Origin of the sequence: Roseateles sp. (genome assembly GCF_047654785.1) — a bacterium.
GTDB lineage: Bacteria > Pseudomonadota > Gammaproteobacteria > Burkholderiales > Burkholderiaceae_C > Pelomonas.
Genome location: NZ_JASGKQ010000003.1, coordinates 1,394,071 through 1,415,835, shown reverse-complemented (window position 1 = coordinate 1,415,835; position 21,765 = coordinate 1,394,071). Strand labels below are relative to the sequence as shown.

General features: G+C 74.5%; 21 protein-coding genes and 1 riboswitch. Of the genes, 4 read left to right on the top strand and 17 right to left on the bottom strand.

What is annotated here, in order from left to right; all coding sequences use genetic code 11:
• Nucleotides 1–2 precede the first annotated feature (2 nt).
• From QM788_RS15440 to QM788_RS15375, 14 genes are all read right to left on the bottom strand, one after another.
• On the bottom strand, nt 3–1,781 hold the full coding sequence (locus tag QM788_RS15440) for a secretin N-terminal domain-containing protein (protein WP_415662350.1): 1,779 nt from the start codon (nt 1,779–1,781) through the stop codon (nt 3–5).
• A complete protein-coding gene (locus QM788_RS15435) occupies nt 1,778–2,164 on the bottom strand; it encodes a hypothetical protein (protein ID WP_415662349.1) in 387 nt (128 codons plus the stop codon). The genes QM788_RS15440 and QM788_RS15435 overlap by 4 nt, the downstream gene beginning before the upstream one ends.
• Nucleotides 2,161–2,808, bottom strand: coding sequence for a hypothetical protein (locus QM788_RS15430; RefSeq protein WP_415662348.1), 648 nt, complete (start codon nt 2,806–2,808; stop codon nt 2,161–2,163). The genes QM788_RS15435 and QM788_RS15430 overlap by 4 nt, the downstream gene beginning before the upstream one ends.
• Nucleotides 2,805–3,485, bottom strand: coding sequence for a hypothetical protein (locus QM788_RS15425; protein WP_415662347.1), 681 nt, complete (start codon nt 3,483–3,485; stop codon nt 2,805–2,807). The genes QM788_RS15430 and QM788_RS15425 overlap by 4 nt, the downstream gene beginning before the upstream one ends.
• A complete protein-coding gene (locus tag QM788_RS15420) occupies nt 3,485–4,255 on the bottom strand; it encodes a hypothetical protein (protein WP_415662346.1) in 771 nt (256 codons plus the stop codon). The genes QM788_RS15425 and QM788_RS15420 overlap by 1 nt, the downstream gene beginning before the upstream one ends.
• A 222-nt stretch (nt 4,256–4,477) precedes the next feature.
• Nucleotides 4,478–7,681, bottom strand: coding sequence for a DUF6701 domain-containing protein (locus QM788_RS15415; protein ID WP_415662345.1), 3,204 nt, complete (start codon nt 7,679–7,681; stop codon nt 4,478–4,480).
• Nucleotides 7,681–8,118 carry an agglutinin biogenesis protein MshP gene (locus QM788_RS15410; RefSeq protein WP_415662344.1) on the bottom strand — a complete coding sequence of 146 codons (438 nt, stop codon included), beginning with the start codon at nt 8,116–8,118 and terminating at the stop codon, nt 7,681–7,683. The genes QM788_RS15415 and QM788_RS15410 overlap by 1 nt, the downstream gene beginning before the upstream one ends.
• 3 nt (nt 8,119–8,121) lie before the next feature.
• Nucleotides 8,122–8,928, bottom strand: a complete 807-nt coding sequence (locus QM788_RS15405) for a type II secretion system protein J (RefSeq protein ID WP_415662343.1) — start codon at nt 8,926–8,928, stop codon at nt 8,122–8,124.
• Nucleotides 8,906–9,442 (bottom strand): type IV pilus modification PilV family protein, encoded by a 537-nt coding sequence (locus tag QM788_RS15400; RefSeq protein ID WP_415662342.1) that lies wholly within the window; start codon nt 9,440–9,442, stop codon nt 8,906–8,908. The genes QM788_RS15405 and QM788_RS15400 overlap by 23 nt, the downstream gene beginning before the upstream one ends.
• Before the next feature lie 37 nt (nt 9,443–9,479).
• Nucleotides 9,480–9,926 (bottom strand): Tfp pilus assembly protein FimT/FimU, encoded by a 447-nt coding sequence (locus QM788_RS15395; protein ID WP_415662341.1) that lies wholly within the window; start codon nt 9,924–9,926, stop codon nt 9,480–9,482.
• Nucleotides 9,927–9,929: 3 nt separating this feature from the next.
• Nucleotides 9,930–10,322, bottom strand: a complete 393-nt coding sequence (locus QM788_RS15390; RefSeq protein WP_415662340.1) for a type II secretion system protein — start codon at nt 10,320–10,322, stop codon at nt 9,930–9,932.
• 154 nt (nt 10,323–10,476) lie between these two features.
• Complete coding sequence (locus tag QM788_RS15385) at nt 10,477–11,706, bottom strand: type II secretion system F family protein (protein ID WP_415662339.1); 1,230 nt, start codon at nt 11,704–11,706, stop codon at nt 10,477–10,479.
• A 247-nt stretch (nt 11,707–11,953) separates the two neighbouring features.
• Entirely contained in the window at nt 11,954–13,687 is a 1,734-nt protein-coding gene (locus QM788_RS15380) for a GspE/PulE family protein (RefSeq protein ID WP_415662338.1), read from the bottom strand.
• A 21-nt stretch (nt 13,688–13,708) separates the two neighbouring features.
• Nucleotides 13,709–16,219, bottom strand: a complete 2,511-nt coding sequence (locus QM788_RS15375; protein WP_415662337.1) for an ATPase, T2SS/T4P/T4SS family — start codon at nt 16,217–16,219, stop codon at nt 13,709–13,711.
• A 366-nt stretch (nt 16,220–16,585) separates the two neighbouring features.
• Here QM788_RS15375 and pcp point away from each other — a divergent pair, with 366 nt between their 5' ends.
• From pcp to QM788_RS15355, 4 genes are read left to right on the top strand one after another with little or no spacing between them, the layout of a single operon-like run.
• Nucleotides 16,586–17,248, top strand: coding sequence for a pyroglutamyl-peptidase I (gene pcp / locus QM788_RS15370; protein ID WP_415662336.1), 663 nt, complete (start codon nt 16,586–16,588; stop codon nt 17,246–17,248).
• A 47-nt stretch (nt 17,249–17,295) separates the two neighbouring features.
• On the top strand, nt 17,296–17,562 hold the full coding sequence (locus tag QM788_RS15365) for a DUF2282 domain-containing protein (protein ID WP_415662335.1): 267 nt from the start codon (nt 17,296–17,298) through the stop codon (nt 17,560–17,562).
• Nucleotides 17,563–17,572: 10 nt separating this feature from the next.
• Nucleotides 17,573–18,430 (top strand): DUF692 domain-containing protein, encoded by an 858-nt coding sequence (locus tag QM788_RS15360; protein WP_415662334.1) that lies wholly within the window; start codon nt 17,573–17,575, stop codon nt 18,428–18,430.
• Nucleotides 18,417–19,073: a DNA-binding domain-containing protein gene (locus QM788_RS15355; RefSeq protein WP_415662333.1), complete on the top strand. Its 657-nt coding sequence runs from the start codon at nt 18,417–18,419 to the stop codon at nt 19,071–19,073. Before QM788_RS15360 ends, QM788_RS15355 begins: the two co-directional genes overlap by 14 nt.
• Before the next feature lie 5 nt (nt 19,074–19,078).
• Here QM788_RS15355 and QM788_RS15350 read toward each other — a convergent pair whose 3' ends face one another.
• From QM788_RS15350 to tolR, 3 genes are all read right to left on the bottom strand, one after another.
• Nucleotides 19,079–20,326: a voltage-gated chloride channel family protein gene (locus QM788_RS15350; protein WP_415662332.1), complete on the bottom strand. Its 1,248-nt coding sequence runs from the start codon at nt 20,324–20,326 to the stop codon at nt 19,079–19,081.
• Between the two features lie 56 nt (nt 20,327–20,382).
• Nucleotides 20,383–20,448: riboswitch (Fluoride riboswitch) on the bottom strand.
• Between the two features lie 28 nt (nt 20,449–20,476).
• A complete protein-coding gene (tolA, locus tag QM788_RS15345; protein ID WP_415662331.1) occupies nt 20,477–21,331 on the bottom strand; it encodes a cell envelope integrity protein TolA in 855 nt (284 codons plus the stop codon).
• Nucleotides 21,331–21,765: a protein TolR gene (gene tolR / locus QM788_RS15340; protein WP_415662330.1), complete on the bottom strand. Its 435-nt coding sequence runs from the start codon at nt 21,763–21,765 to the stop codon at nt 21,331–21,333. Before tolR ends, tolA begins: the two co-directional genes overlap by 1 nt.

Sequence of the window (21,765 nt, the reverse complement as noted above, 5' to 3'; positions counted from 1 at the left end):
CGTCAGTTCGCGGCCGGCCCGCTGGCGGCGGCCGCCGCACCGTCCAGCCGGATCACGCGGCGCGAGCGGGTCTCGGTGTCGGCCAGCGACGCGCTGATCAGCCGGTTGTGCTGCTCCCAGTCCTCCGCGCCGCGGATGATGCTGGGCTTGATCAGCACCACCAGTTCGCGCTTGCGGCCGGCGTTGGCGCGGTTGCCCAGCAGCATCGAGGTGACGGGGTTGGCGTCCGCGCCGGGCAGGCCCGAGCCGCGGCGCGAGGCCTCCATCTGCATCAGGCCGCCGATGGCGACGATCTGGCCGTCGGGAATGCGCACGACGGTGTCGGTCTCGTTGATGCTGGCGCTGGCCAGCGGCAGCCGGAAGTTGCCCACCTCGCCCAGGTTCACCTGCTTGACCTTCTCCGTCACGTTGGACACCGACGGGTGGATGTGCAGCGTGATCATGTCGGCCGCGTCGATCTGCGGCGTCACGTCCAGCGCGATGCCGCTGAAGAAGGGCGTCAGCGTCAGCGTCGGGATCTGGTTGGTCGTGCCGTTGAAGCCGCTGTTGCCGGTGCTCGTGCCGCTGTTGCTGCCGCTGATGCCGGTGATGAAGTAGTCGTCGGTGCCGACCTTCAGCACGGCCTTCTGGTTGTTCAGCGTGGCGATGCGCGGGCTGGACAGGATCTGCGTGTCGCCGTGGCTCTCGATGAAGCTCAGCAGCGCCTGGAAGCCGCCGCGCGACAGCGCCAGGCCGAAGGCGCCGCCGCCGGCCGAGGGCAGCGGGATCAGGTCGCTCCAGGCCGGTTGCTGCGTGGCGCCGGACAGCGTCGGCAGGCCCAGCGCGTTGCTGACCAGCGGGTTGACGACGGCGCCCACGGCGCCGGGGAGGGACGGGTTCACGCTGGTCTGGCCGATGGCGCTGCGGTCGCTGATGCGCGACCAGTCGATGCCGCTCTGGTAGCCCTCGCGCAGCTCCACCTCGACGATCTTGGCCTCCAGCATCACCTGCCGCTCGACGGCCACGCGCGTGGCCTTCAGCCAGGCCTCGACGTGGCGCAGCTCCTCCGGCATCGCGCGCACCGCGACCGTGCCGGTCTGCGGGCTGGCGATGACGGCGCGGCCCTCGCCGCCGCCGACCAGCGAGCGCAGCGCCGCGCTGGTCTCGGCCCAGAAGTCGCCGGCGCTGCGGGTGCTGAGCTGGCTGCTTTCCTGCTGCAGCACGGTGTTGCTGCCGCCGCTGCCGGCCGTGCCGCTGCCGTTCTGGGTGCCGACCGGCGCGGCCCCGGAGCTGACGCGCACCTCGCTGCGGCCGCTGCGCTGCAGGGCCAGCGCGTTCAGTGTGAACACGCGCGTCTGCAGCGTCGGCGGGAAGACGGTGATGCGGCGGCCGTCGATGGCGTAGTCGAAGCCGTAGACGTCGCGGATCGCGTCCAGCGACTCGCGCAGCGTGACGCCCTTGAGCGTCACTGACAGCACGCCCGACACCGCCGGATGCACCAGCATGCTGTAGCGCGTGTCGCTGACCAGGGACAGGAACACGTCGCGCGCCGGGGCGCCGTTGACGATCAGGTCGAAGCGCGGCTCCGGCGGCAGCGCCGGGGCGGGCGGCGGCAGCGGGGCCGACGCGGCCGCTGCCGCCGCCGCGTCGGCCGCGGCGCGCGCCGGGGCCGCGCCGCGCTGCGCCTGCAGCTCCTCGCGCAGCGCCTGGCTGGGCTGGGCGAGCTGCAGCGGCTTGTCGGCACAGCCGGCCAGGGCGGCGGCCAGCAGCGTGGCCAGCAGGTGGGGGATGGGGGCCTTCATGGCTGCTTCTCCTGGGAGTTCTTCTTCGCGCCGGTGCGGCGCGCCTCGGCGGGCGGCGGGCGCTTCTCGACGCCGCCGTACAGCGGCTCGCGGCGGACCTGGCCGGCCTCGCGCAGCCACACGGCCTGCTCGGTGATGCGTTCGATGCGGGCGCCGTCGAGCCGCTCGCCGACGCCGTAGCGCCGGCCGCGCTGCACGACGTAGCCGCGCCCGTTGCTGAACACGACCTGGCGGATGGCCGGCGCCGCCGGGGCGCTGGCCGCATCGGCGGCCGGCGCGGCCAGCGCGCCGCGCAGCGCGGGCGGCAGCGCGGTGGGGTCGCGCGGCGCGTCCTGCGCCAGCGCCGGCAGCGTGGCCCAGCACAACAGGGCAAGGGTTCTCATGGCTGCACCTTCAACACGAAAAGTTCGGCCTGCAGCCGCGCCGGCTCGCCGCCGCCGGGCGCGCTCAGGCGCAGCTCGCCCCAACGCAGGCCGGGCAGCTCGCGCTCCAGCGCCTGCACGTGGCGCTGCAGGTCGGCGTAGCGGCCCCGCACCTGCAGCGCCACGCCCTGCCAACCGACGCCGGGGACGCGCGGCGCCGCCGGCTCGTCGTCGTCCAGCAGCGTCAGCCGCTCCAGCACCAGGCCGGGCTGGCGGGCCAGCAGGCGCTGCAGCAGCGCGGACAGGCCTTCGCCGCCGCCGGCCGTGCCAAGGCGGCGCAGCTCGGCGTCCAGCCGCACGCGCTCGGCCTGCGCGGCCTGCACGGCGGCGCGCTGCGCGCCGGCCGGCTCGCCACCCGCGCCCTGGCTGGCGCCGACGAACTGCGCGCGCAGCTGCGCCAGCTCGGCCGCCTGCCGGTCCTGCTCGGCGGCGCGCCGGCTGGCGCGGGCGGCCAGCGGCGACAGCAGCAGCGTGTCGAACAGCGCGGCCAGCACGGCGGCGACGCACAGCAGCAGCACGGCCCGCTCGCGCAGGCTGAGCGCGTCGATGCGCCGGGCCTGGCGCGCCCAGGCGCTGCGCAGCGGGGTGAGGTCCAGGCCGGTCATCGCGCGCCTCCCGGGGCGGCGGCGCTGGCCGCGCCGGCCGGCGCGCTGACGACGCGCCAGGCCCAGACCGGCAGCCGCGCCTGCGCCAGCGGGCTGCCGCCGTCCAGCAGCGGGTGGGCGCCGGCCTCGGCGCCCGGCGTGCCCAGGCGTTCCACGTGCAACGCCGACAGCTGCTGGCCGGCCAGCAGCGGGTGGGCGGCCAGCTGGGCCAGCCAGGGCCGCAGCACGGCGGTGTCCAGCGTGCCGCCCGCGAGTTCCACGCGGCCGGGCGCATGGCGCAGCTCGCTGAGCCAGGCCGCCTGGGGCAGGCTGCGGGCGACCAGGGCCAGCAGGTCGGAGTGGCGCCGGCCGGCGCTGTCACCGCCGAGCGCCTGCAGCAGCGCACGGCGCTCGGCGTTGCCGGCCTGCAGCGCCAGCAGCTGCTGCTGCAGCGCGCCGACGTCCTGCGGCGCGGGCAGGGCGGCGCTGGCGGCCAGCAGCGCCTGGCGCTCGGCCGCGTGGCGGGCCAGCAGCGCCTGGTGGTCGGCCTCGGCGCGGCGGTCGCGCTGCTGCAGCCACAGCGCGGCGACCAGGCCGGCCAGCAGCAGCGCGGCGCCGGCCTGCAGCAGCGTCCGGGCCGAGAAATGCTGCCGGGGGGCCAGCAGCAGCGGCGTCAACAGGTTGATTTGCTGGGGCATCAGAGGTGTCGGGTCTCGGTGCGCAGGGCGGCGCCCAGCAGCGGGATGCAGGCGGCCAGCGCCTGCGCGGCGTCGCCCTCGGGGGGCGGGGCGTCGGGGGCGAACGCGGCCAGCGGGTCCAGCGCGACGGTGCGCTGGCCCAGCTCGCGCTGGATCAGCGCGGCCAGTTCGGCGCCGTGCGCGGCGCTGGCGATGTACAGCCGCGCCAGCGGCAGCTCGGGCCAGCTGCGCTCCCACACGTCGATGGAGCGCTGCAGCTCGACGACCAGCGGCGACTCCTCGGTGCCGCCGCCGAACGCGCCGCCGGGCTGGTACTCGAAGCCCAGCGGCAGCTCGGTGGCGGCCGCCTCGGCGTGCTCGCTGCGGGCGCGGGCCAGCAGCCGGGCGTCGTTCTCGAGGCGGCGCACGTAGAAAAGCTCGTCGCCGGCGCACACGACCAGCAGGCAGTGCCGCGCGTCAATCAGCACGGCGGCGCAGGCGCGCGCGGCCAGGCCGTCGGCGCGCGCGCTGGCGCCGAGCAGGTTGCGCAGCGCGGTCTCCCAGATGTCGAGGGTGCCCAGGTGCTCGGTCAGCGCCGCGGCGTCGCGGGTGAGCGCCTGGATGGCGGCGTTGCGCGCGGCGACGACGAACAGCTGGCGCGCATGGGCCGTGTTGGGCCGCGCCACGTCGCCGCCGACGTGCATCACGTCCAGCGTCAGCTCGGCGACGTCCACGTCCACCAGGTCCTTGACCTGCCAGCGGGCGGCGGCCTTGAGCTCTTCCTGCGGCACCGGCGGGGTGTCGACCTTGAGGATTCTGGTAGTCCGCCGGGTCCAGCAGCGCGATGGCCTCGCCGCCGGGCAGCGGCCGCGCCTCGGGCAGCAGGCCCCAGCGCAGCAGGCGCACGGGGGCGGCGCCCGGGGCGCCGTCGGTCAGCACGAAGGCGTGCTGCTCGCCGACGCGGCGCAGCAGCAGGCGCTGCGCGCCGCGGCGGGGGGACCAGGGCCAGCGCATCAATAGTTCTCCCGTTGGTAGAGCACGCCGTCGCCGCCGCGGTAGAGGCCCCAGCTGGCGCGGGCGGCCGGGTCGCTGGGGGTGGAACCGCACCAGGGCGCGCGCAGCGCCTCGAGGCCGGCGCCGGTGCTGGCGGCCTTCGCGGGCGTCCAGCCGCCGGGGGTCTTGAGGCAGGAGGCGTCGGCGGGCGGGCTGGCGGCGTCCAGCGCGATGGCCACGTCCAGGCTGCCGACGCGGCCGCCGCCCGGGGCCGCGAGCGTCAGCCGGCCGATGCCCTGCGCGACGGTGCTGCTGCTGCCGCCCATGGCGGCGTCGCCGGCCGTGAGCGACTTGCGCAGGTTGCCGAAGCTCAGGTCGCTGGCGCGGATGCGGGTGCAGGAATCCAAGGTGTTGGTGGTGTAGGCGCCATCCGCCCAGTGCTGCGCGGCGAGCGGCAGGTGCAGCGGCCGGCCGGCGGCGCCGATCGCATTCTGGAGGCGCAGCCGCCCGTGGCGCAGCGGGATTGTGCCTCCCACCCGGACGCGGTCGGCGCCGTTGGCGGGGCTGTCGGTGTCGAGGTCGGGCGACAGCATGGCGACGCCGTCCGGGTCCACCGGCGCGATGCCGAAGGCGGCCGTGTCGTAGGGGCCGGCGGGCGCGGCGGCGCGCGTGACGCGGGCCGTCAGCGTGACGCCGCTGGCCACGCCGGCCGACCAGCTGCCGCTGCTGGCGCTGGCGGCCAGCCGGCCGTTGCCGGCGTTGAAGACCTCGCTGCCGGCGATGCCGGCCAGCTTGAACTGGGCCGGTGCGGCCAGGTCCAGCCGGGCGAAATCGCCGCTGTAGTTGCGCGTCGTCGCGCCGGCCGCGTTGCGGGCGGTGAGCGTGAAGCCCAGCCGGAAGCGCTCGCCGAGGTAGGTGAAGGCGGACGGGCTGGGGCAGGCCTGGTCCACCCGGTGCGTGACGCCGCCGCCGCTGAGCGCGAAGCCGGCCGGCACGAAGCGGCCGACGCGCGGCTGCGGGCTGCCGGCGGCGTTGAAGACGAGCGCATCCAGGTTCAGGCCGGCGCTGCCGAGGTAGTTGGCGACGACGGCCTGGGTCTTCAGCAGGAAGCTGCCGACCTCGGCATAGGCCAGCGTGCCGGTGGTCGCGGCGCCGCCGCTGAAGCCGCCGACGACGTTGTTGGCCAGCGCGCCCAGCGTGCCGCCGGCCGGCGTCTGCGCGCCGGCCACCGGCGCCAGCGTGACGGCGCTGCCGAAGCCCGGGGCGGCGCCGCCCGCGGACACCTGGGCCAGCGTGCTGCCGGGGTCGGGCAGGCCGTCGTCGTCGGCGTCGGCGCCGCTGGCCCAGCGGTAGGCGGTGACCGTGGCCGAGAAGGGCGCGCCGGCCGCGCCGAAGACGGCGTCCGCCGGTGCGCTGCCGCCGGGGTTGGCGGTGCCGGCCAGCGCCAGGCCGGTGACGGCCAGCGTGAACGGGCGCACGCTCAGGTCCGGGCTGCTGCCGCTGACGGCGGTGGCGGCCTTGCTCAGCGAGTCGTCCTCGAGGTTGAGCGCGTAGCGGCCGACGTCGCTGGTGGCGAGGTCGAAGCGGGCGATGCCGGCGGTGAAGGCCAGCGTCAGGTTGTTGGCGGCCGGCCGGCCGGCCGGCACGGCGGCACCGGATCCGGCGACGGTCGGCGGCGTCCAGGGGCCGCCGCTGTCGCTGCGCCAGAGCTTGACGGCGCGGCTGCCGGCGTAGTCGCTGGCCACGCCGCAGACGCCGGTGGACGGGTCCTTGCGCATCAGCTCGACCCGCAGGTCGTGCGGGCGCCCGGCCACGGCGACGAAGGAGCCGGCGATGCGGTCGTCCAGGTCGTCGGCCCAGCGGAAGGCGTTGTCGCGGTAGCCGATCACGGCCGAGGTGCTGCTGCTGGCGCCGGAGGCGCTGTCCACGGCCGTCACGGTGAGGTTCTGCGCCAGGCCGTGGGCCAGCCGCAGCCGGACGACGCCGAGGTCCGCCGCCGCGAAGGTGTAGCTGGCCTTGCCGCTGTTGGCCGGGCCGGGCACCAGGCTGCCGGCCGGCGCCGGGCCGCTGCCGGCCGTCCAGGTGCCGGTGCCGGTGCTGGTGCTCAGGCGCATCGTGCCGGCGTAGGTGGTCAGCGTGTTGCCGTTGGCGTCGCGGGCGGTGATGGTCAGCGCCTGCGGGCTGCAGGTGGAGGCGCTGCCGGTGCCGGAGAACGCGAAGCTGGCGGGGATGCCGCCGTTGCAGGGCGGCGGCGTCGCGTAGGTGGAGTTGTTGGCCACGCAGGCGCTGCCGCAGCTGCCGCCGCAGCAGACGCTGTCGACCTTGCTCTGGTAGCCCAGCGTGATGCTGCCGGTGCCGGTGGACTGCACGCAGGACAGCGCGGTGGCGCTCTGCTCGAAGCTGATGCTGCCGTTGCCGGTCGTCAGCGAGCCGGCGACCCGGGCGCCGTAGCCCACCGTGACGTTGCCCGAGCCGCCGCTGATGGGACCGTCCACGCGGGACTCCTGGCCCAGCGAGATGGTGTGGGTGGTCGTGAGGCTGCCGGCCACCCGGGCGCGGAAGTCGAGGGTGACGGCGCTGGTGCCGGCGGCGAGGTTGCCGAACACGGTGGCCTCCTGCCCCACGGTGATGCCGCCGTTGCCGGTCACGTTGCCGGACACGCTGCCGTTGCGGCTGATGGTGACGAGGCCCGAGCCGCCCGAGACGTTGCCGCCGATCTGGCCGCCGCGGCCGGTGACGATGCTGCCGCTGCCGGCGGCCGTGACGCTGCCGCTGACGGTGGTCTGGTCGCCCAGCGAGAGGTTGCCGCCCGTGGCGGCCACGCTGCCGGTGATGGCGATGGCGCCGATGCCGACGTTGTTGACGTCGTCCACCGCGTGGACGCTGTAGGCACTGATGTTGCCGGTGATGCGGGTCTTGTGGCCCAGCGACAGCTGGCCGGTGACGACGAGCTTCAGGTCGCCCGTGCTGCCGCCCTGGTTGATCAGCCCGTTGCTGGTGGCGAAGTCGCCGTTGATGGTGAGCGTGGCCGGCCTGGGTGCGTTGACGGCCAGCGTGTCGCCGTAGGCCAGCGTCAGGCTGGGGCAGCTGTAGCTGGCGCCGTTGGCCGTGCAGCCGGGGGGCAGGTTGCCCGGCAGCACGTAGGCCGTGGCCGCGGCGCGCAGCGGCAGCAGCAGGGCCGGCAGCAGGCAGCCCAGGTGGATGATGAGGATGAAGTGGCGCATCACTTGCCCAGCGTGCGGCTCAGCTGCCGCTCGGTGTAGGTGGGCTGGTCCGTGCCGGCGTTGGGGCAGGCGCCGGCGGCGGCCAGGTTGCAGGCGGTGGCCAGCAGCTCGTAGAAGGCCAGCGTGGCGCCGTCGTCGCTGAGCGTGCCGCTGGCCGGCGTGCGGGTGCAGCGCACGGTGACGGTGAAGTCGGCGAGCTGGCCGGGCAGCGTGAAGCTGCGCGTGGCGAAGCAGGCCGGCTGCCCGGGCGCGCGCAGCAGCTGGTGGCTGCCCCATTCCAGGCCGGCGAACGCGGCCTGGTAGGCCCGCGCGGCCGCCAGCTCGCCGGCCGAACCCAGCTGCTGGCGCTGGCTCAGCGCGGCCAGCGCCGTGCCCAGCGCGGCCAGCACCACCAGGATGAACAGCATGGACATCATCGTGAAGCCGCGGGTGCGCATGGGCTAGGGGAGGTTGTCCACGTGGACGGCGTGGTAGAGCGACACGGTTTCGCCGACCTCGCCCGGCGTGCCGAGCTGCAGGTGCAGCGTCACGAGGGCGTGGCGGGCCGAGGGGCCGGACGGGTCGTAGCCGAAGCTGCAGCCGCTGACGTGCCGCGCCAGCACGGCCGCGCGGCCGCCGCTGGGCGGGTCGGGCTGGCTGGCGTGGAAGCCGTAGCCGGTGTGGCGGGTCAGCGTGCCGGCGGCCAGGTCGCAGCGGTAGGTGACGGGCGGCTCGATGGCGTAGACGCGGTAGGGCGGCGCCTGCAGCGCGTTGGGCAGCGCGGCGCCGCCGATGTCCAGGTGGCTGGCCGGGCCGGCCGGGTTGGACGCGACGCGCACGTTGGCGCCGGTGTAGGCGTCGGCGTCGGGCACGCCGGGGCCGAGGTTGTACCAGGCCAGGCGCTGGCCGGCCGCGGCCAGGCGCAGCGGCGGGCCGACGATGTCGAAGCCGGTGTCCGCCTCGCCGAAGCGCAGCGGGTCGCCGCCGGCCACCGCGTAGCGCGCCGCGCCGCTGGCCGGGATCAGCTCCAGGCTGCGGCCGCTGACGCGGGCGCTGTTGGGCAGCGCGCCGGCCAGGTCGCGGCCGATGCGGCGCAGCGCGGCGTCGGCCTCGTCGCCCAGCCGGGCGCGCGCGCCGGTGGCGAAATAGGCGCTGGTGGCCGGCACGATGAACTGCGCCACCATGGCGGCGACCACGCCGGTGGCGGCGATCGCCAGCACCGCCTCGATCAGCGTGAAGCCGTGCTCAGGACGTGGCGTTCGGCGCATGGCGGGTTCGCCAGCCCTGCAGCACCAGCGGGCTGCCGTCGGGGCCGGTGACGGTGACGGTGATCTGCAGCGCCTCGGCCGCGGGCAGCGAGTCCAGCGCGGCGGCGGCGACGGCGATGCTGGCCGTGTAGCCGGCCAGGCCGGGCACGGCGGCGCCGCCCGGGTCGCGGATGCCGGCCATCGAGAAGCCGGCGTAGTCGTTGACGTTGTCGAAATAGGCCGGGCCGTAGCGGCTCTCGCCGGCCTCGGGGCCGGGGGCCTCGGGCAGGCTGGCGCAGCTGCCGGTCTCGGCCTGCTCGTCGTCCGGGTCGCAGGCGGTGAAGGGCATCAGCTGCACCTCGCGCAGCAGCGACTCGGCGATGGCCAGCTGCTGGCGGCGGATCAGCGGGTCGGCGCCGGCCAGCGTCGCGGTGACGAACACGCGCAGCATGGCCGCCAGCGCGATGCCGACGACGGCGATGAACAGCAGCAGCTCGATCAGCGTGAAGCCGCGTGCCTGGCGGGGGTGGGGCATGCGGGCCATGCTAGTCCGGGAGGGCGGCGCGAAAGCCTCAAGGAAGGGGGTGGATCAGGCCCGTATCCGCCACCACGCGGTAGGCCTGGCTGTAGCTGCCGGCGGCCACGGTGACGGTGAGGTCGGTGCCGCTGCCGGTGGCCGTCGCGCCGCTGTTGGCGCTGTTGAAGGTGACGCTGCGGCTGCCGCCCTCGGCGATGCAGGGCGATTCGGCGGCGGGGCAGGGCAGGCTGCCGAGTTCGCCGCCGGCCGCGTAGGCCCAGCTGACGCCGGTGCCGGTGAAGGTGGCGACGATGGGGCGGCGCTGCTGCAGCGCCAGCCGCTGCAGGGCCTGGTGGCGGGACTGCAGCTCGTCGCCGAAGGCGCGCAGCCGCCACAGCGTCGTGTCCAGCACCTGGGGCAGCGCGAACACCGCCAGCGCGGCCATGATGACGATGACGAGGACCAGCTCGACCAGCGTGAAGCCACGCGACGCGCGTGGCATGCGTCAGTTGATGCCGGTGGCGGTGAAGTTGGCCGACTTGCCGTGGGCGCTGACGGCGCAGTCGGTCTTGGTCACGTCGGCGGCGATGGCGGCGGCGGTGATGGTGTAGCCCGTGGGCAGGCCGCCCTGCAGCGCGCCGGCCACGTCGGTGCAGTTGGCGATGGGGATGGTCTTGTTGGTGGTGGCGGTGCCGGTCTCGCCCTTGGCCTTGCGGCTGGCGAAGTTGATGGCCGAGGCCGAGCTGAGCGCGCCGGCCACGCCGTTGACGGCGGCCAGCTTGGCGTCGTCGTCGACGTTGACGAACTTGGGCAGCGCGACGGCCGCCAGCACGCCGAGGATGACGATGACCATCACCAGCTCGATGAGGGTGAAGCCGGCTTGGCGGGATTGGTTCATGGGGTGCCTTCCTGCGCTCGCTGCGCTGTGGTCCGGGATGCCGGGACTATCGGCCCCGGCGCGCGGCGCCTGGCGTGAAAAGCGCACGGGCGCCGGCTGCGCGTCCCAGGCCGGGCGGCCAAGCGTTGCAGGCTTCACAGTTGTTTACGGGCGCTCAGCGTCCCATGGCGGCCTGGCCCAGGCTCCACAGCGGCATGAACACGCCCAGCGCCAGCACCAGCACCAGCGCGCCGATGACGGCCAGCAGCAGCGGCTCGATGGCGGCGGACAGGCCCTTGATGGCGTAGTCGGTCTCGCGCTCGTACATCTGCGCGATTTCGTTCATCAGCGTGTCCAGCTCGCCGGTCTCCTCGCCGACCGCGATCATCTGCAGCACGATGGGCGTGAACACGCCGCTGGCGGTGGCGCAGCGCGACAGGCTCTCGCCGCGCTCCACGCCGTCGCGCATCTGCTCGATGCGTGCGCCGATGTAGGCGTTGTCCACGGTCTGCGCCACCACGGTCATGGTCTGGCTGATCGGCACGCCCGAGCTGCTGGCCAGCGCGAAGCTGCGCGCGAAGCGGGCCAGCGTGGCCTTGCGGACGATGGGACCGGCGATGGGCAGGCGCAGCTTGAGGCGGTCCCAGGCGTAGCGGCCGGCCGGCGTGGCGATGCGGTGGCGCCAGGCCAGCGCGGCGCCGATGGCGCCGGCCACCAGCAGCGGCCACCAGGCCACCGTCCAGGACGAGAAGCCGAGCAGCACGCGCGTCATCAGCGGCAGCTCGCTCTTGAAGTGCGCGAAGACCTCGGCGAACTTGGGCAGCACGAACAGGTTGATGACGACCAGCGCCAGCCCCATCGCGATGAGGACCATGGCCGGGTAGCGCAGCGCATGGCGGATGCGGGCGCGCAGGTCCAGCTCGGACTCCAGGTGCTGCGACAGCCGGCGGAACACCTCGGTGAGCTGGCCGGTGAGCTCGCCGACGCGCGTCATCGCGACGTAGAAGCCGCCGAACACGGCCGGGTGGCGGGCGAACGCGGCGGCCAGCTCGCGGCCCTGGTCCAGGCTGGCGCGCACGTCCTGCAGCAGCGCGATGACGCCGGGGTGCGTGGTGGACGCCTCCAGCCCCGCGAGCGAGCGCAGCAGGGGCACGCCGGCCTTCTGCAGCGTGTAGAGCTGGCGCGTCAGCACCAGCGCGTCTTCCTGCGTGACAGGCCGGGCGAGCAGCGCCTTCAGCCAGCCGCCGCCCTCGGCCGGGCCGGCGGCCGCGCCGGCCGGCTCGATGCTGACGGGCGTGACGCCGCCGGCCATCAGCTGCGCGGCCACCGCGTCGCTGCTGGCCGCGTCGACGAGGCCCTCGACCCGCTCGCCGCGGCCGTCGCGGCCCTTGAAGGCGAAGTTCATGTCGGGCGCCTTTGATGCTTTGAGGCCGCGTGCCGAGCGCCGGGCCGCCCCAAGCCGGCACGCGGGCGATGTGCGTGCGGCTCAATGCCGCACGCATCGCCGTCCCCTCGGGGGCGGAGGCCGGACACGGTGAGCCCAGTGGGCTCGCTGTGCCTGCCGAAGGGCAGCGGGCTGGCCCGCTGCGCGGTCTGCAAGACCGACCAGACAAGCCCGCGTTCAGCGGCGCGGGACTGGGCGAGGGGCGCCATCATTCCGCATCCACGCTGATGCGCACCGCCTCGGCCAGCGAGGTCCTGCCCTCGCGCACCAGGGCCAGGCTGCGGTCGGCCAGCGTGCGGCCCTTCAGCGCCTGGCGCGCGGCCGCCAGGAAGGCGCCGGCATCGCTGCGCTGGATGGCCAGCGCCATGTCCGGGTCCAGCTCCAGCATCTCGTAGACGCCGCGCCGGCCCTGGTAGCCGGTGCCGTTGCACTCGGCGCAGCCCTGGCCGCGCAGGCTGGGCACCGGGCCGGGCGGCTCGCCGTTGCGCGCCAGCACTTCGTTGACCCAGGCCTGCTCCTGCGGCGTGGCCGGGTGCGGCTCGGCGCAGTGCGGGCAGACGCCGCGCAGCAGCCGCTGCGCCAGCACGGCCTGCAGCGAGGTGGCCACCATGAACGGCGGCGCGCCCATGTCCAGCAGCCGGAACGGCGTGGACACGGTGTCCCGCGTGTGCAGCGTGGACAGCAGCAAATGGCCGGTGATGGCCGCGCGCAGGCCGATCTCGGCGGTCTCGGCGTCGCGCATCTCGCCGACCAGGATGACGTCCGGGTCCTGGCGCAGCGCGGCGCGCAGCACGCGGGCGAAGTCCAGCTCGATGCGGTCGTTCACCTGCACCTGGGTCAGCCCGGGCAGCCGGTACTCGACCGGGTCTTCCACGGTGATGATCTTCTGCTGCCCGGCGTCCAGCTCGGCCAGCGCCGCGTACAGCGTCGAGGTCTTGCCGGAGCCGGTGGGGCCGGTGACGAGGATCATCCCGGCGTCGCGCCCCAGCAGCTCGCGGAAGCGCTGCAGCATGTCGCCGGGCATGCCCAGCTCGCCCAGCCGGCGCAGCGCCGAGCCCTGGCCCAGCAGCCGCATGACCACCGATTCGCCGTACTGGCTGGGCATGGTGGACAGGCGCACGTCCAGCGTGCGGTCCGACAGGCGCAGCGAGAAGCGGCCGTCCTGCGGCAGCCGCTTCTCGGAGATGTCCAGGCCGGCCATCAGCTTGAGCCGCTGGGCCAGCGCGGGGGCGATGCGCTTGTCGGCCTGGGTGAGCGTCTGCAGCAGGCCGTCCACGCGGTTGCGGATCAGCAGCTCGCCTTCCTGCGGCTCGATGTGCACGTCCGACGCGCCGGCCCGCGTGGCGTCCTCGAACACGCTCTGCAGCAGCCGCACGACCGGCGCGCCTTCCTGGCCCACGCTGGCCTGCAGTGCGCCGAAGTCCACCGCGTCGCCGAGGTCCTTCTCCAGCGCCTTGGCCAGGCCGGAGATCTCGTCGCTGCGGCGGTAGTGCCGGTCGTAGACGGCGGCGAGCTGGCTGTCGGCGACGACGGCCATCGCCAGCCGGCGCTTGAGGATCTTGGCCAGCTCGTCGAAGCCGAACAGGTCCAGCGGGTCGGCCATCGCCACCAGCAGCGTGTCGCCGCGCTCCTCCAGCACCAGTGCGCGGAAGCGCCGCGCGGGCGTCTCGGGCAGCAGGCGCACCAGCTCGGTCTTGAGCGGGAAGGTCTTCAGGTTGACGAAGGGCACGCGCAGCTGGCGCGCCAGCACGTGGGCCAGCGCCTCCTCGGTCAGCAGGTGCGCCTCGATGAGGATGCGGCCCAGCTTCTTGCCGGTGGCGCGCTGCAGCTCCAGCGCCTGCGCCAGCTGCTCGGCCGAGATCAGCTGCTGCTCGACGAGCACGTCGCCCAGCCGCAGCCGGGGGCGCGGCGCGGTGCCGGTGTCGCGGGAGGGTTCGCTCATGGGCGGGCAGGGGTGGGTTGTTTACTGGTTGCTGGTCGCGTGGACTTCGGGGAGGGTGGTGATGCCCTGCAGCACCTTGACGATGCCGTCCTGGCGCAGCGAGCGCATGCCCTCGGCCAGCGCGGCGTGCTGGATCTCCTCGGCGCGGGCGCCGGTCTGGATCAGCCGGCGCAGGCCCTTGGACACCGACAGCAGCTCGTGCAGGCCGGCGCGGCCCTTGAAGCCGGTGCCGCCGCAGGCGGGGCAGCCGGGGCTGTGGTATTTCATCAGCCGGCCGTCCTGGCCGTGCTGCGCGATCCATTCCGCCGTCAGCGCCAGCCGGCCCGGCCGCGCGTCGGCGGGGAAGACGTGCAGGTAGTCGTCCAGCAGCTCGCCCAGCTCGGCCTCGGCCAGGGGCTCGCGGGTCTGGCAGGCCGTGCAGCTGCGCCGCACCAGCCGCTGCGCCAGCACGGCCAGCAGCGAGTCGGCGAAGTTGAACGGGTCCATGCCCATGTCCAGCAGCCGCGTGATGGTCTCGGGCGCGCTGTTGGTGTGCAGCGTGGACAGCACCAGGTGGCCGGTCAGCGAGGCCTCGACGGCGATCTCGGCGGTCTCCTGGTCGCGGATCTCGCCGACCATGATGACGTCCGGGTCCGCGCGCAGGAAGGCGCGCAGCGCCTTGGCGAAGGTCCAGTCGATGCGCGGGTTGACCTGCACCTGCCGCAGCCCGGCCTGGGTGATCTCCACCGGGTCCTCGGCGGTCCAGATCTTGCGGTCCGGCGTGTTGATGTGGGCCAGCGCCGAGTGCAGCGTGGTGGTCTTGCCGGAGCCCGTGGGGCCGACGCACAGCACCATGCCGTAGGGCCGCGCCACGGCCGCCTGCAGCGCGGCCAGGTTGGGCGGCGACAGGCCGATGCGCGCCAGCGGGATGGGCTTGCTGCTGGCCAGCAGGCGCATCACCACGTCCTCGAGGTTGTTGTTGGTCGGGATGGTCGCCACGCGCAGCTCCAGCCGGTGCTGGGGCGAGAACTTGGCGAAGTTGATCTTGCCGTCCTGCGGCTTGCGGCGCTCGGAGATGTCGAGGTCGCACATGATCTTGATGCGGGCGATCATCGCGTTGCGGTAGGTGTGCGGCAGCTCCAGGTAGGGCTGCAGCACGCCGTCGCGGCGGAAGCGGATCTTGAGCTTCTCCTTGCCGGGGTAGGTCTCGATGTGGATGTCGGACACGCCCTGGCCGCTGGCCTCGATGATCATGCTGTTGATGAGCCGCACCAGCGAGTTGTCGCTCTGCTCGATGGCGGGCTCCTCGTCCTTGGCGGCGCGCTCGCTGCTGTCGCGCTCCAGGCTCTCGATGAGCTTGTTGGAGCTTTCCAGCACGAAGTCGGGCGTCAGGTCGGGCAGCGAGCTGGTGCGGTGCGCCGGGGCCTCGCCGCCGAGGCGGTCGAACACGCTCGGGATCGCGAACTGCAGCGTGCCCAGCTTGGTCAGCGTGGGCACGATCTTGAGCTGGGTGATGAATTCCACCTCGTCGAGCGCGTCGCGCCGCGTCGGGTCTTCCATCGCGACGACCAGCCGGCCGTCGCGCAGCACCAGCGGCAGCACCTCCAGCCGCCGGGCCACGGCCTGGGGCAGCTTGCGCACCGCGTCGGGCTCGATGGCGAAGCGGTCCACGTCGACGATGGGATAGCCCATCTTGCGCGCCAGCGCCGACTGCAGCTGCGCCCGGGTGATCGCGCCGCGGCGCACCAGCAGCTCGCCCAGCGGCACGGAGCGGTCCTCGCGCTGCTGCACCAGCGCCTGGTCCAGCTGCTGCTGCGACACCAGGTCCAGCGCCAGCAGCGCCTCGCCGATGCGCACCATCGGCATGCGCGCCTGCTGCTCGATGGCCTGCAGCAGCTGCTCGGCGGTGACGATCTGCCGCTCGACGAGGATGTCGCCGACGCGCCGGTGGCGCAGCCCGGCCTGCTCGACGGCGGCGGCCGCCAGCTGCTCCGGCGTGACGGCCCGCTCCTTGAGCAGCAGGTCGCCGATGCGCTCGCCGATCTCGAAGTGCGCCAGCACCTCGCGCGGCACGAACACGCGGCGCACCGAGTCGTCGCTCTCGGACAGCGGCGGAAACAGGAACAGGCCCGCCGGGTCCTGCTGGTGGCCGATGGTGATGCCCTTGAGCTCGTCGCCGCCGGTGAAGACGATGCGGAACTCGGTGCGCGGGCGCCGGTCCAGGCTCAGCGGCGTGTCGCCGTCGCCGCGCGGCGGCACCGTCACCGCGCGCATCAGCTTGATGGCGCGGAACTGGCTGAACTTCAGCGGCATGCTGTTGCGCGCCGGCGGCACGTTGATGCGCGCGATGCGCTCCGCGGTGTCCAGCGCCAGCAGCTGGCCGGCGCTGCGGCTGTTGTTCAGGCCGAGGATCTCGCAGGCCTCGGGGCCGGCCTGCGGTTGCGGCTGCGGGTAGGCGGCGTAGGGCGGGCAGGGCCAGAGGAAGCCCTGCGCGGCGGCGGGCGCCTCGGCGTCGCCAGCGGGCTGGAGCGGGGACAGGGAGAGTTCGGTCATCCTAAATCCGGCAGTTGGGCATGCCCGAGGGGCTGGCGAGGCGGGTTGCTGGCAAGGCGCGAAGACGCTGCGGGCTCATGCCCGCGAGGAGGAGCAACGCCGCCAGCGGCCCGCAGCGCCGGACCAGCGGGCATGCAGCGGTGTCCACCGACGTGGTGATCTCCGCCTGGGCGACAAGGTGTTGAAACATCAGGGCTTCGATGAATGGCAAGCGGTCAACTGCCGGATTTAGGATCGCGCGCGTTCGGGGTGCGGACGATTATGGGAGCCGGCAGCCGGCCGCACCGGCCCGAACAGCCCCCGCCAGGCCCGGCAGATGCGGCAGATGGCACGCCCGGCGGCCCCGGCTTCGGGACAATGCCGGCCATGAACATCCTGCTCACCGGCTTCGAGCCCTTCGGCGACCCGCTGCACGGCCCGGCCGTCAACCCGTCCTGGGAGGTGGCGCGCGCGCTGCACGGCGAGGCGCTCGGCGGCGCCACCGTCCACGCGCGCCGGCTGCCCACCCGCTTCGCCGGCGCGCCGCAGGCGCTGGCCGACGCGCTGGCGGCGCTGCGGCCCGGCCTGGTCATCGCGCTCGGCCAGGCCAGCGGCCGCAGCGAGGTCTCCATCGAGCGGGTGGCCGTGAACCTGATCGACGCGCGCATCCCCGACAACGACGGCGTGCGCCCGCTGGACCAGCCGGTGCGCCCCGGCGCCCCGGCGGCCTATTTCTCGACCCTGCCCGTCAAGGCGCTGCGCGACGGCCTGCGCGCGGCCGGCCACCCGGCCGGGCTGTCGCTGAGCGCCGGCGCCTTCGTGTGCAACCAGGTGTTCTTCGAGCTGCAGCACCGGCTCGCCGGCCGCGGCGTGCCCAGCGGCTTCATCCACCTGCCGGCGCTGCCCGAGCAGGCCGCGGCCACGCAGCCCTGCGTGCCCAGCATGGGCCTGGCCGCGCAGGTCGACGCGGTGCGGCTGGCGGTCCGGATCGCGCTGTCGGGCGGCGAGGCGCCGGCCGGCCGGCCCGACGACGGCGCGCCGGTGAGTTGAGTGCGTTGAGAATCGCGCTTTCCATCCCCTCCCTGGAGAACCCGCCCATGAAGAACCCCGCCCTCGTGTCCTCGGCGCTGGCCGCCGCCCTCGCGCTCGGCTTGGTCGCCCAGGCCCAGGCCAGCGACAAGGCCGCCCGGGAGAAGTGCTACGGCATCGCCAAGGCCGGCCAGAACGACTGCGGCAGCGCCAGCGGCTCGCACGCCTGCGCGGGCGAGGCCAAGGTCGACAACGATCCCGACGAATGGAAGTACGTGCCCAAGGGCAGCTGCGAGAAGCAGGGCGGCAAGACCACGCCGCCGGCCCGGCAGTAGGCGCGCCGCGATGGCGGCGCCGGCCCCCTGCGTCGGCATCGGCTGGCGCACGCCGCACCACGAGGCGCTGCTGCGGCAGCGCCCGGCGCTGGACTTCATCGAGGTCCACTCGGAGAACTTCTTCGCCGACGGCGGCGCCGCGCTGGCCGTGCTGGACGCCGGCCGCGCCGCCTACCCGGTCAGCCTGCACGGCGTGGGCCTGGGGCTGGGCTCGGCCGCCGGGCTGGACGGCTGGCACCTGGACCGGCTGGCGCGGCTGGCGGCGCGGGTGCAGCCGCGCTGGGTGTCCGACCACGCCTGCTTCGCGCGCGTCGGCGCCGGCGGGCACGCGGCCGACCTGCTGCCCATTCCCTTCACCGACGAATCGCTCGCGCTGCTGCTGCGCCATGTGCAGCAGGTGCAGGAGCGGCTGCGGCGGCCGCTGCTGGTGGAGAACATCAGCGCCTACCTGGGGTGGTCCGGCGACACGATGGCCGAGCCCGAGTTCTTCAACGAGCTGACGCGGCGCAGCGGCTGCCAGTTGCTGCTGGACGTGAACAACCTGGTCGTCAACGCGCGCAACGCCGGCTGCACGCCGGCCGGCGCGGCGCGCGAGGCGGCGCGCTGGGTCGGCGCGATCCGCCCCGGCAGCGTCGGCGAGATCCACCTGGCCGGCCACGGCGAATGCGGCGGCCTCGTCATCGACGACCACGGCAGCCGCGTGCGCGACGAGGTCTGGCAGGCCTACCGCGCCGCGCTCACGCACCTGGGGCCGCTGCCCACGCTGGTCGAGTGGGACAACGACCTGCCGGCGCTGGAGCTGCTGCTGGACGAGGCGGCGCGGGCGCGGGCACTGCAAGCCGAAGGATGCGCCCATGAGCCTGGCTGAGCAGCAGCAGGCGCTGCTGGCGGCGATCCGGCACGGCGGTGCGGCGCCGGCCGGCGTCGCCGGGGCCGGTACAGGCGCCGGGCTCGCGGCCTACCGCCGCAACGCCCGCACGCTGGCCGCGCGCGCGTTGCGCGAGGGCTTCGCCAGCGTGGCGGCCGAACTCGGCGACGAGGCGTTCGCCGCGATGGCCTGGCGCTTCTGGCGCGAGCACCCGCCGGTGCGCGGCGACCTGGGCGAGTGGGGCGGCGAGCTGGCCGGCTTCCTCGCGCGGCACGCGGGCGAGGCCAGCGGCCTGCCGCACCTGGCGCGGCGCGACTGGGCGCTGTCCCGCGCCGAGCGCGCCGTCGACGCGGTGCTGGACGCCGACTCGCTGCAGCTGCTGGCCGGCACGCCGCCGGAGCGGCTGCAGCTGGACCTGCGGCCCGGCGTCGCGCTGGTGGACGGCAGCGTGCTGGTCTGGCGCGAGGGCTGGCGCGCGCGGTGGCAGGCGCTGCCGGCGGGCGACGCGGCCTTCGTCGCGGCGCTGCTGCGCGGCGACAGCCTGGCCGCCGCGCTGGCGGCGGCCGAGCCCGGGGGCTTCGACTTCGGCGCCTGGCTGCAGGCCGCGCTGCGGCACGCCTGGCTGCTGGCGGCCCGGGGCTGAGGGGCTCAGCCCGGTCCGGCGCCGTCGTCGGGCCGGTGGCGTGGCTTGGCGTGGCCCGCGCGCTGGGCGTGGTAGATGCCGGTGTGGCCGGAGCCGAGGTAGCTGACGACGCAGGCCAGGCCGGCGTAGACGCCGATCTCGGCGCCGAACAGCTCCATCGCCATCAGCGTGCAGGCCAGCGGCGTGTTGGCCGCTCCGGCGAACACGGCGACGAAGCCCAGCGCCGCCAGCATCGGCAGCGGCAGGCCCAGCAGCGGCGCCAGCGCATTGCCCAGCGTGGCGCCGATGAAGAACAGCGGCGTCACCTCGCCGCCCTTGAAGCCGCTGGCCAGCGACGCGACCGTCAGCAGCAGCTTGGCCGCGAAGTCCCACGGCGGCAGCGGCTGCTGGAAGGCCTCGGCCAGCGTGGGCAGGCCCAGGCCCGCGTAGCGCCAGGCATCGCTGCCCCAGACGACCGCGGCGATCACCGCGCCGCCCAGCAGCGGCCGCAGCGGCGCGTAGGCGATGTGGCGCTTCATCAGCGCCTGGCCGGCATGCGTCAGCCCGGCGAACACCCGGCCGGCGAGGCCGAAGGCGATGGCGGCCAGCAGCACCGCCAGCAGCGGCCAGGGGGCCATCGCCGGCAGCGCGCCGGCCGCGTAGTGGGCGTGGTGGACGCCCCAGGCGGCCGTCACCCGGTCGGCGACGACGGCGGCGACCAGGCAGGGCAGCAACGCGTCATGGCGCAGCCGGCCGACGACCAGCACCTCCAGCCCGAACAGCGCCCCGGCCAGCGGCGTGCCGAATACCGACGCGAAGCCGGCGCTGATGCCGGCCATCAGCAGCACGCGCCGGTCCTCGGCCTGCAGCCGGAACAGCCGGGTCAGCTGGTCGGCCAGCGCGCCGCCCATCTGCACGGCCGTGCCTTCCCGCCCCACCGAGGCGCCGAACAGGTGCGAGCCCACGGTGCTCGCCAGGATCAGCGGCGCCATGCGCAGCGGCACCACCCGCTTGGGGTCGTGGATCTCGTCGATCAGCAGGTTGTTGCCGCCTTCGACCTCGCGACCCAGCTTCAGGTAGACCCAGCCGACGCAGAAGCCCGCCGCCGGCAGCCCCCAGATCAGCCAGCGCTGCGCCTCGCGCAGCGCGGTGGCCCGGTCCAGCGCGATCAGGAACAGCGCGGACGCGCTGCCGGCGAGCACGGCGACGAGGCTGGCGAGCAGCAGCCAGCGCGCGACGTGGCGGAGCAGGGACAGGCGGGGAAGCTGGGGCATGGTGGCGGTCCTCGGGGTCAGTGCCGGGGACGCGCGCCTACGCATCCCCGGGAACGGGGTACGTAGGCATCATCAGCCTGGGGCCAGGCGGTTCGAGGAGGCATGCCATCTCCTGGGCGCGCATTCTAGGCAGCCCGGCGGGCCCTCCGGTCACTCGCGCGGGCGGAAGCTGATCACCAGCACCGGCGGCACGCGGCCGTCCACGTCGCGCGGCAGGCGCTCGGCCTTCTCGATGGCGCGCAGCACCGCGCGGTCCCATTCGCCGTCGCCGCTGGCCTTGAGCACCTTGCTGCCCAGGATGAGGCCGTCGGGGCTGAGCGTCACCTGCACCTCGGCGGTCGGGTTGGCGCCGCCGTCGTCGGCGTAGATGATGAGCGGGCGGATCTTGGCCTTGATCCGGCCGGCATAGCCGGCCGACGGCGCGGCGTTCTGCTTGGCCGTGCCGGTGGCGCCCGGCGCGCCGGTGGCGCCGGCCATGCCCATCAGGCGGCGCAGGTTCTCCTGGCGCAGCGCTTCGCGGCGGGCCTCGGCGTCCTTGGCTTCCTTCGCCTCCTTGGCCTTCTTCTTGCGGTCCTGCTCCTGCTTCTCGGCCTTTTCCTGCTGCGCCTTTTCCTTGGCGGCCTTCTCCTTGGCTTCTTCCTTGGCTTCCTTTTCGCGTTCCAGCGCATCCCGGCGCGCCTGCTCGGCCTTGGCCTTTTTGGCCTTGGCGACGGCGATCTCCGCCTCGCGCTGTTCGGCGGCCTCGGCCTCGGCGGCGGCGCGCGGCGGGGCCTTGGGCTCGGGCCGGGGCGCCTCGGGCTCCGGCTCTGGCGGCGCCTGTTCGCGCGGCGCGGCCACCTGCGGCACGGCGGACCACAGCTCGGCCTCGAAGGCGGGCGAGGCGTCGCTGCGCCAGTTCAGGCCGTAGCTGAGCGCCAGGATCAGCAGGCCGTGGGCGAGCAGCGCCAGCACGAGGCCGCGGCCGATGCCGGCGGCCTCCGGGGGGCGCAGCGTGGCGGCGGACATCAGTTCGACGCGGCGCCGCTCTTCACGGCCAGGCCGACGCGCTGGATGCCGGCGCGCTGCAGCAGGTCCATGACCTGCACGACGGCTTCGTACTTGACGTTCTTGTCGGCGGAGATGACGACCGGGTTGGCCGCGTCGTCGCCCTGGGCCTTCTTGACGCGCTCGGCCAGCCGGTTGGCGGGGATGGCCTCGGGCTCCAGTTGGTCGAGCTTGATCTTGAGCTTCTCGTCGCTACCGACGATGACCTGGATCACGTGCTGGGGCTGCTGGCGGTTTTTGCCCACGCTGGGCAGGTCCACCAGGCCGGTCGTGATCAGCGGCGCGCTGACCATGAAGATGATGAGCAGCACCAGCATCACGTCGATGAACGGCACCATGTTGATCTCGTTCATCGTGCGGCGCCGGCGGCCGCCACGGGCGGAGACGGCGGCCAT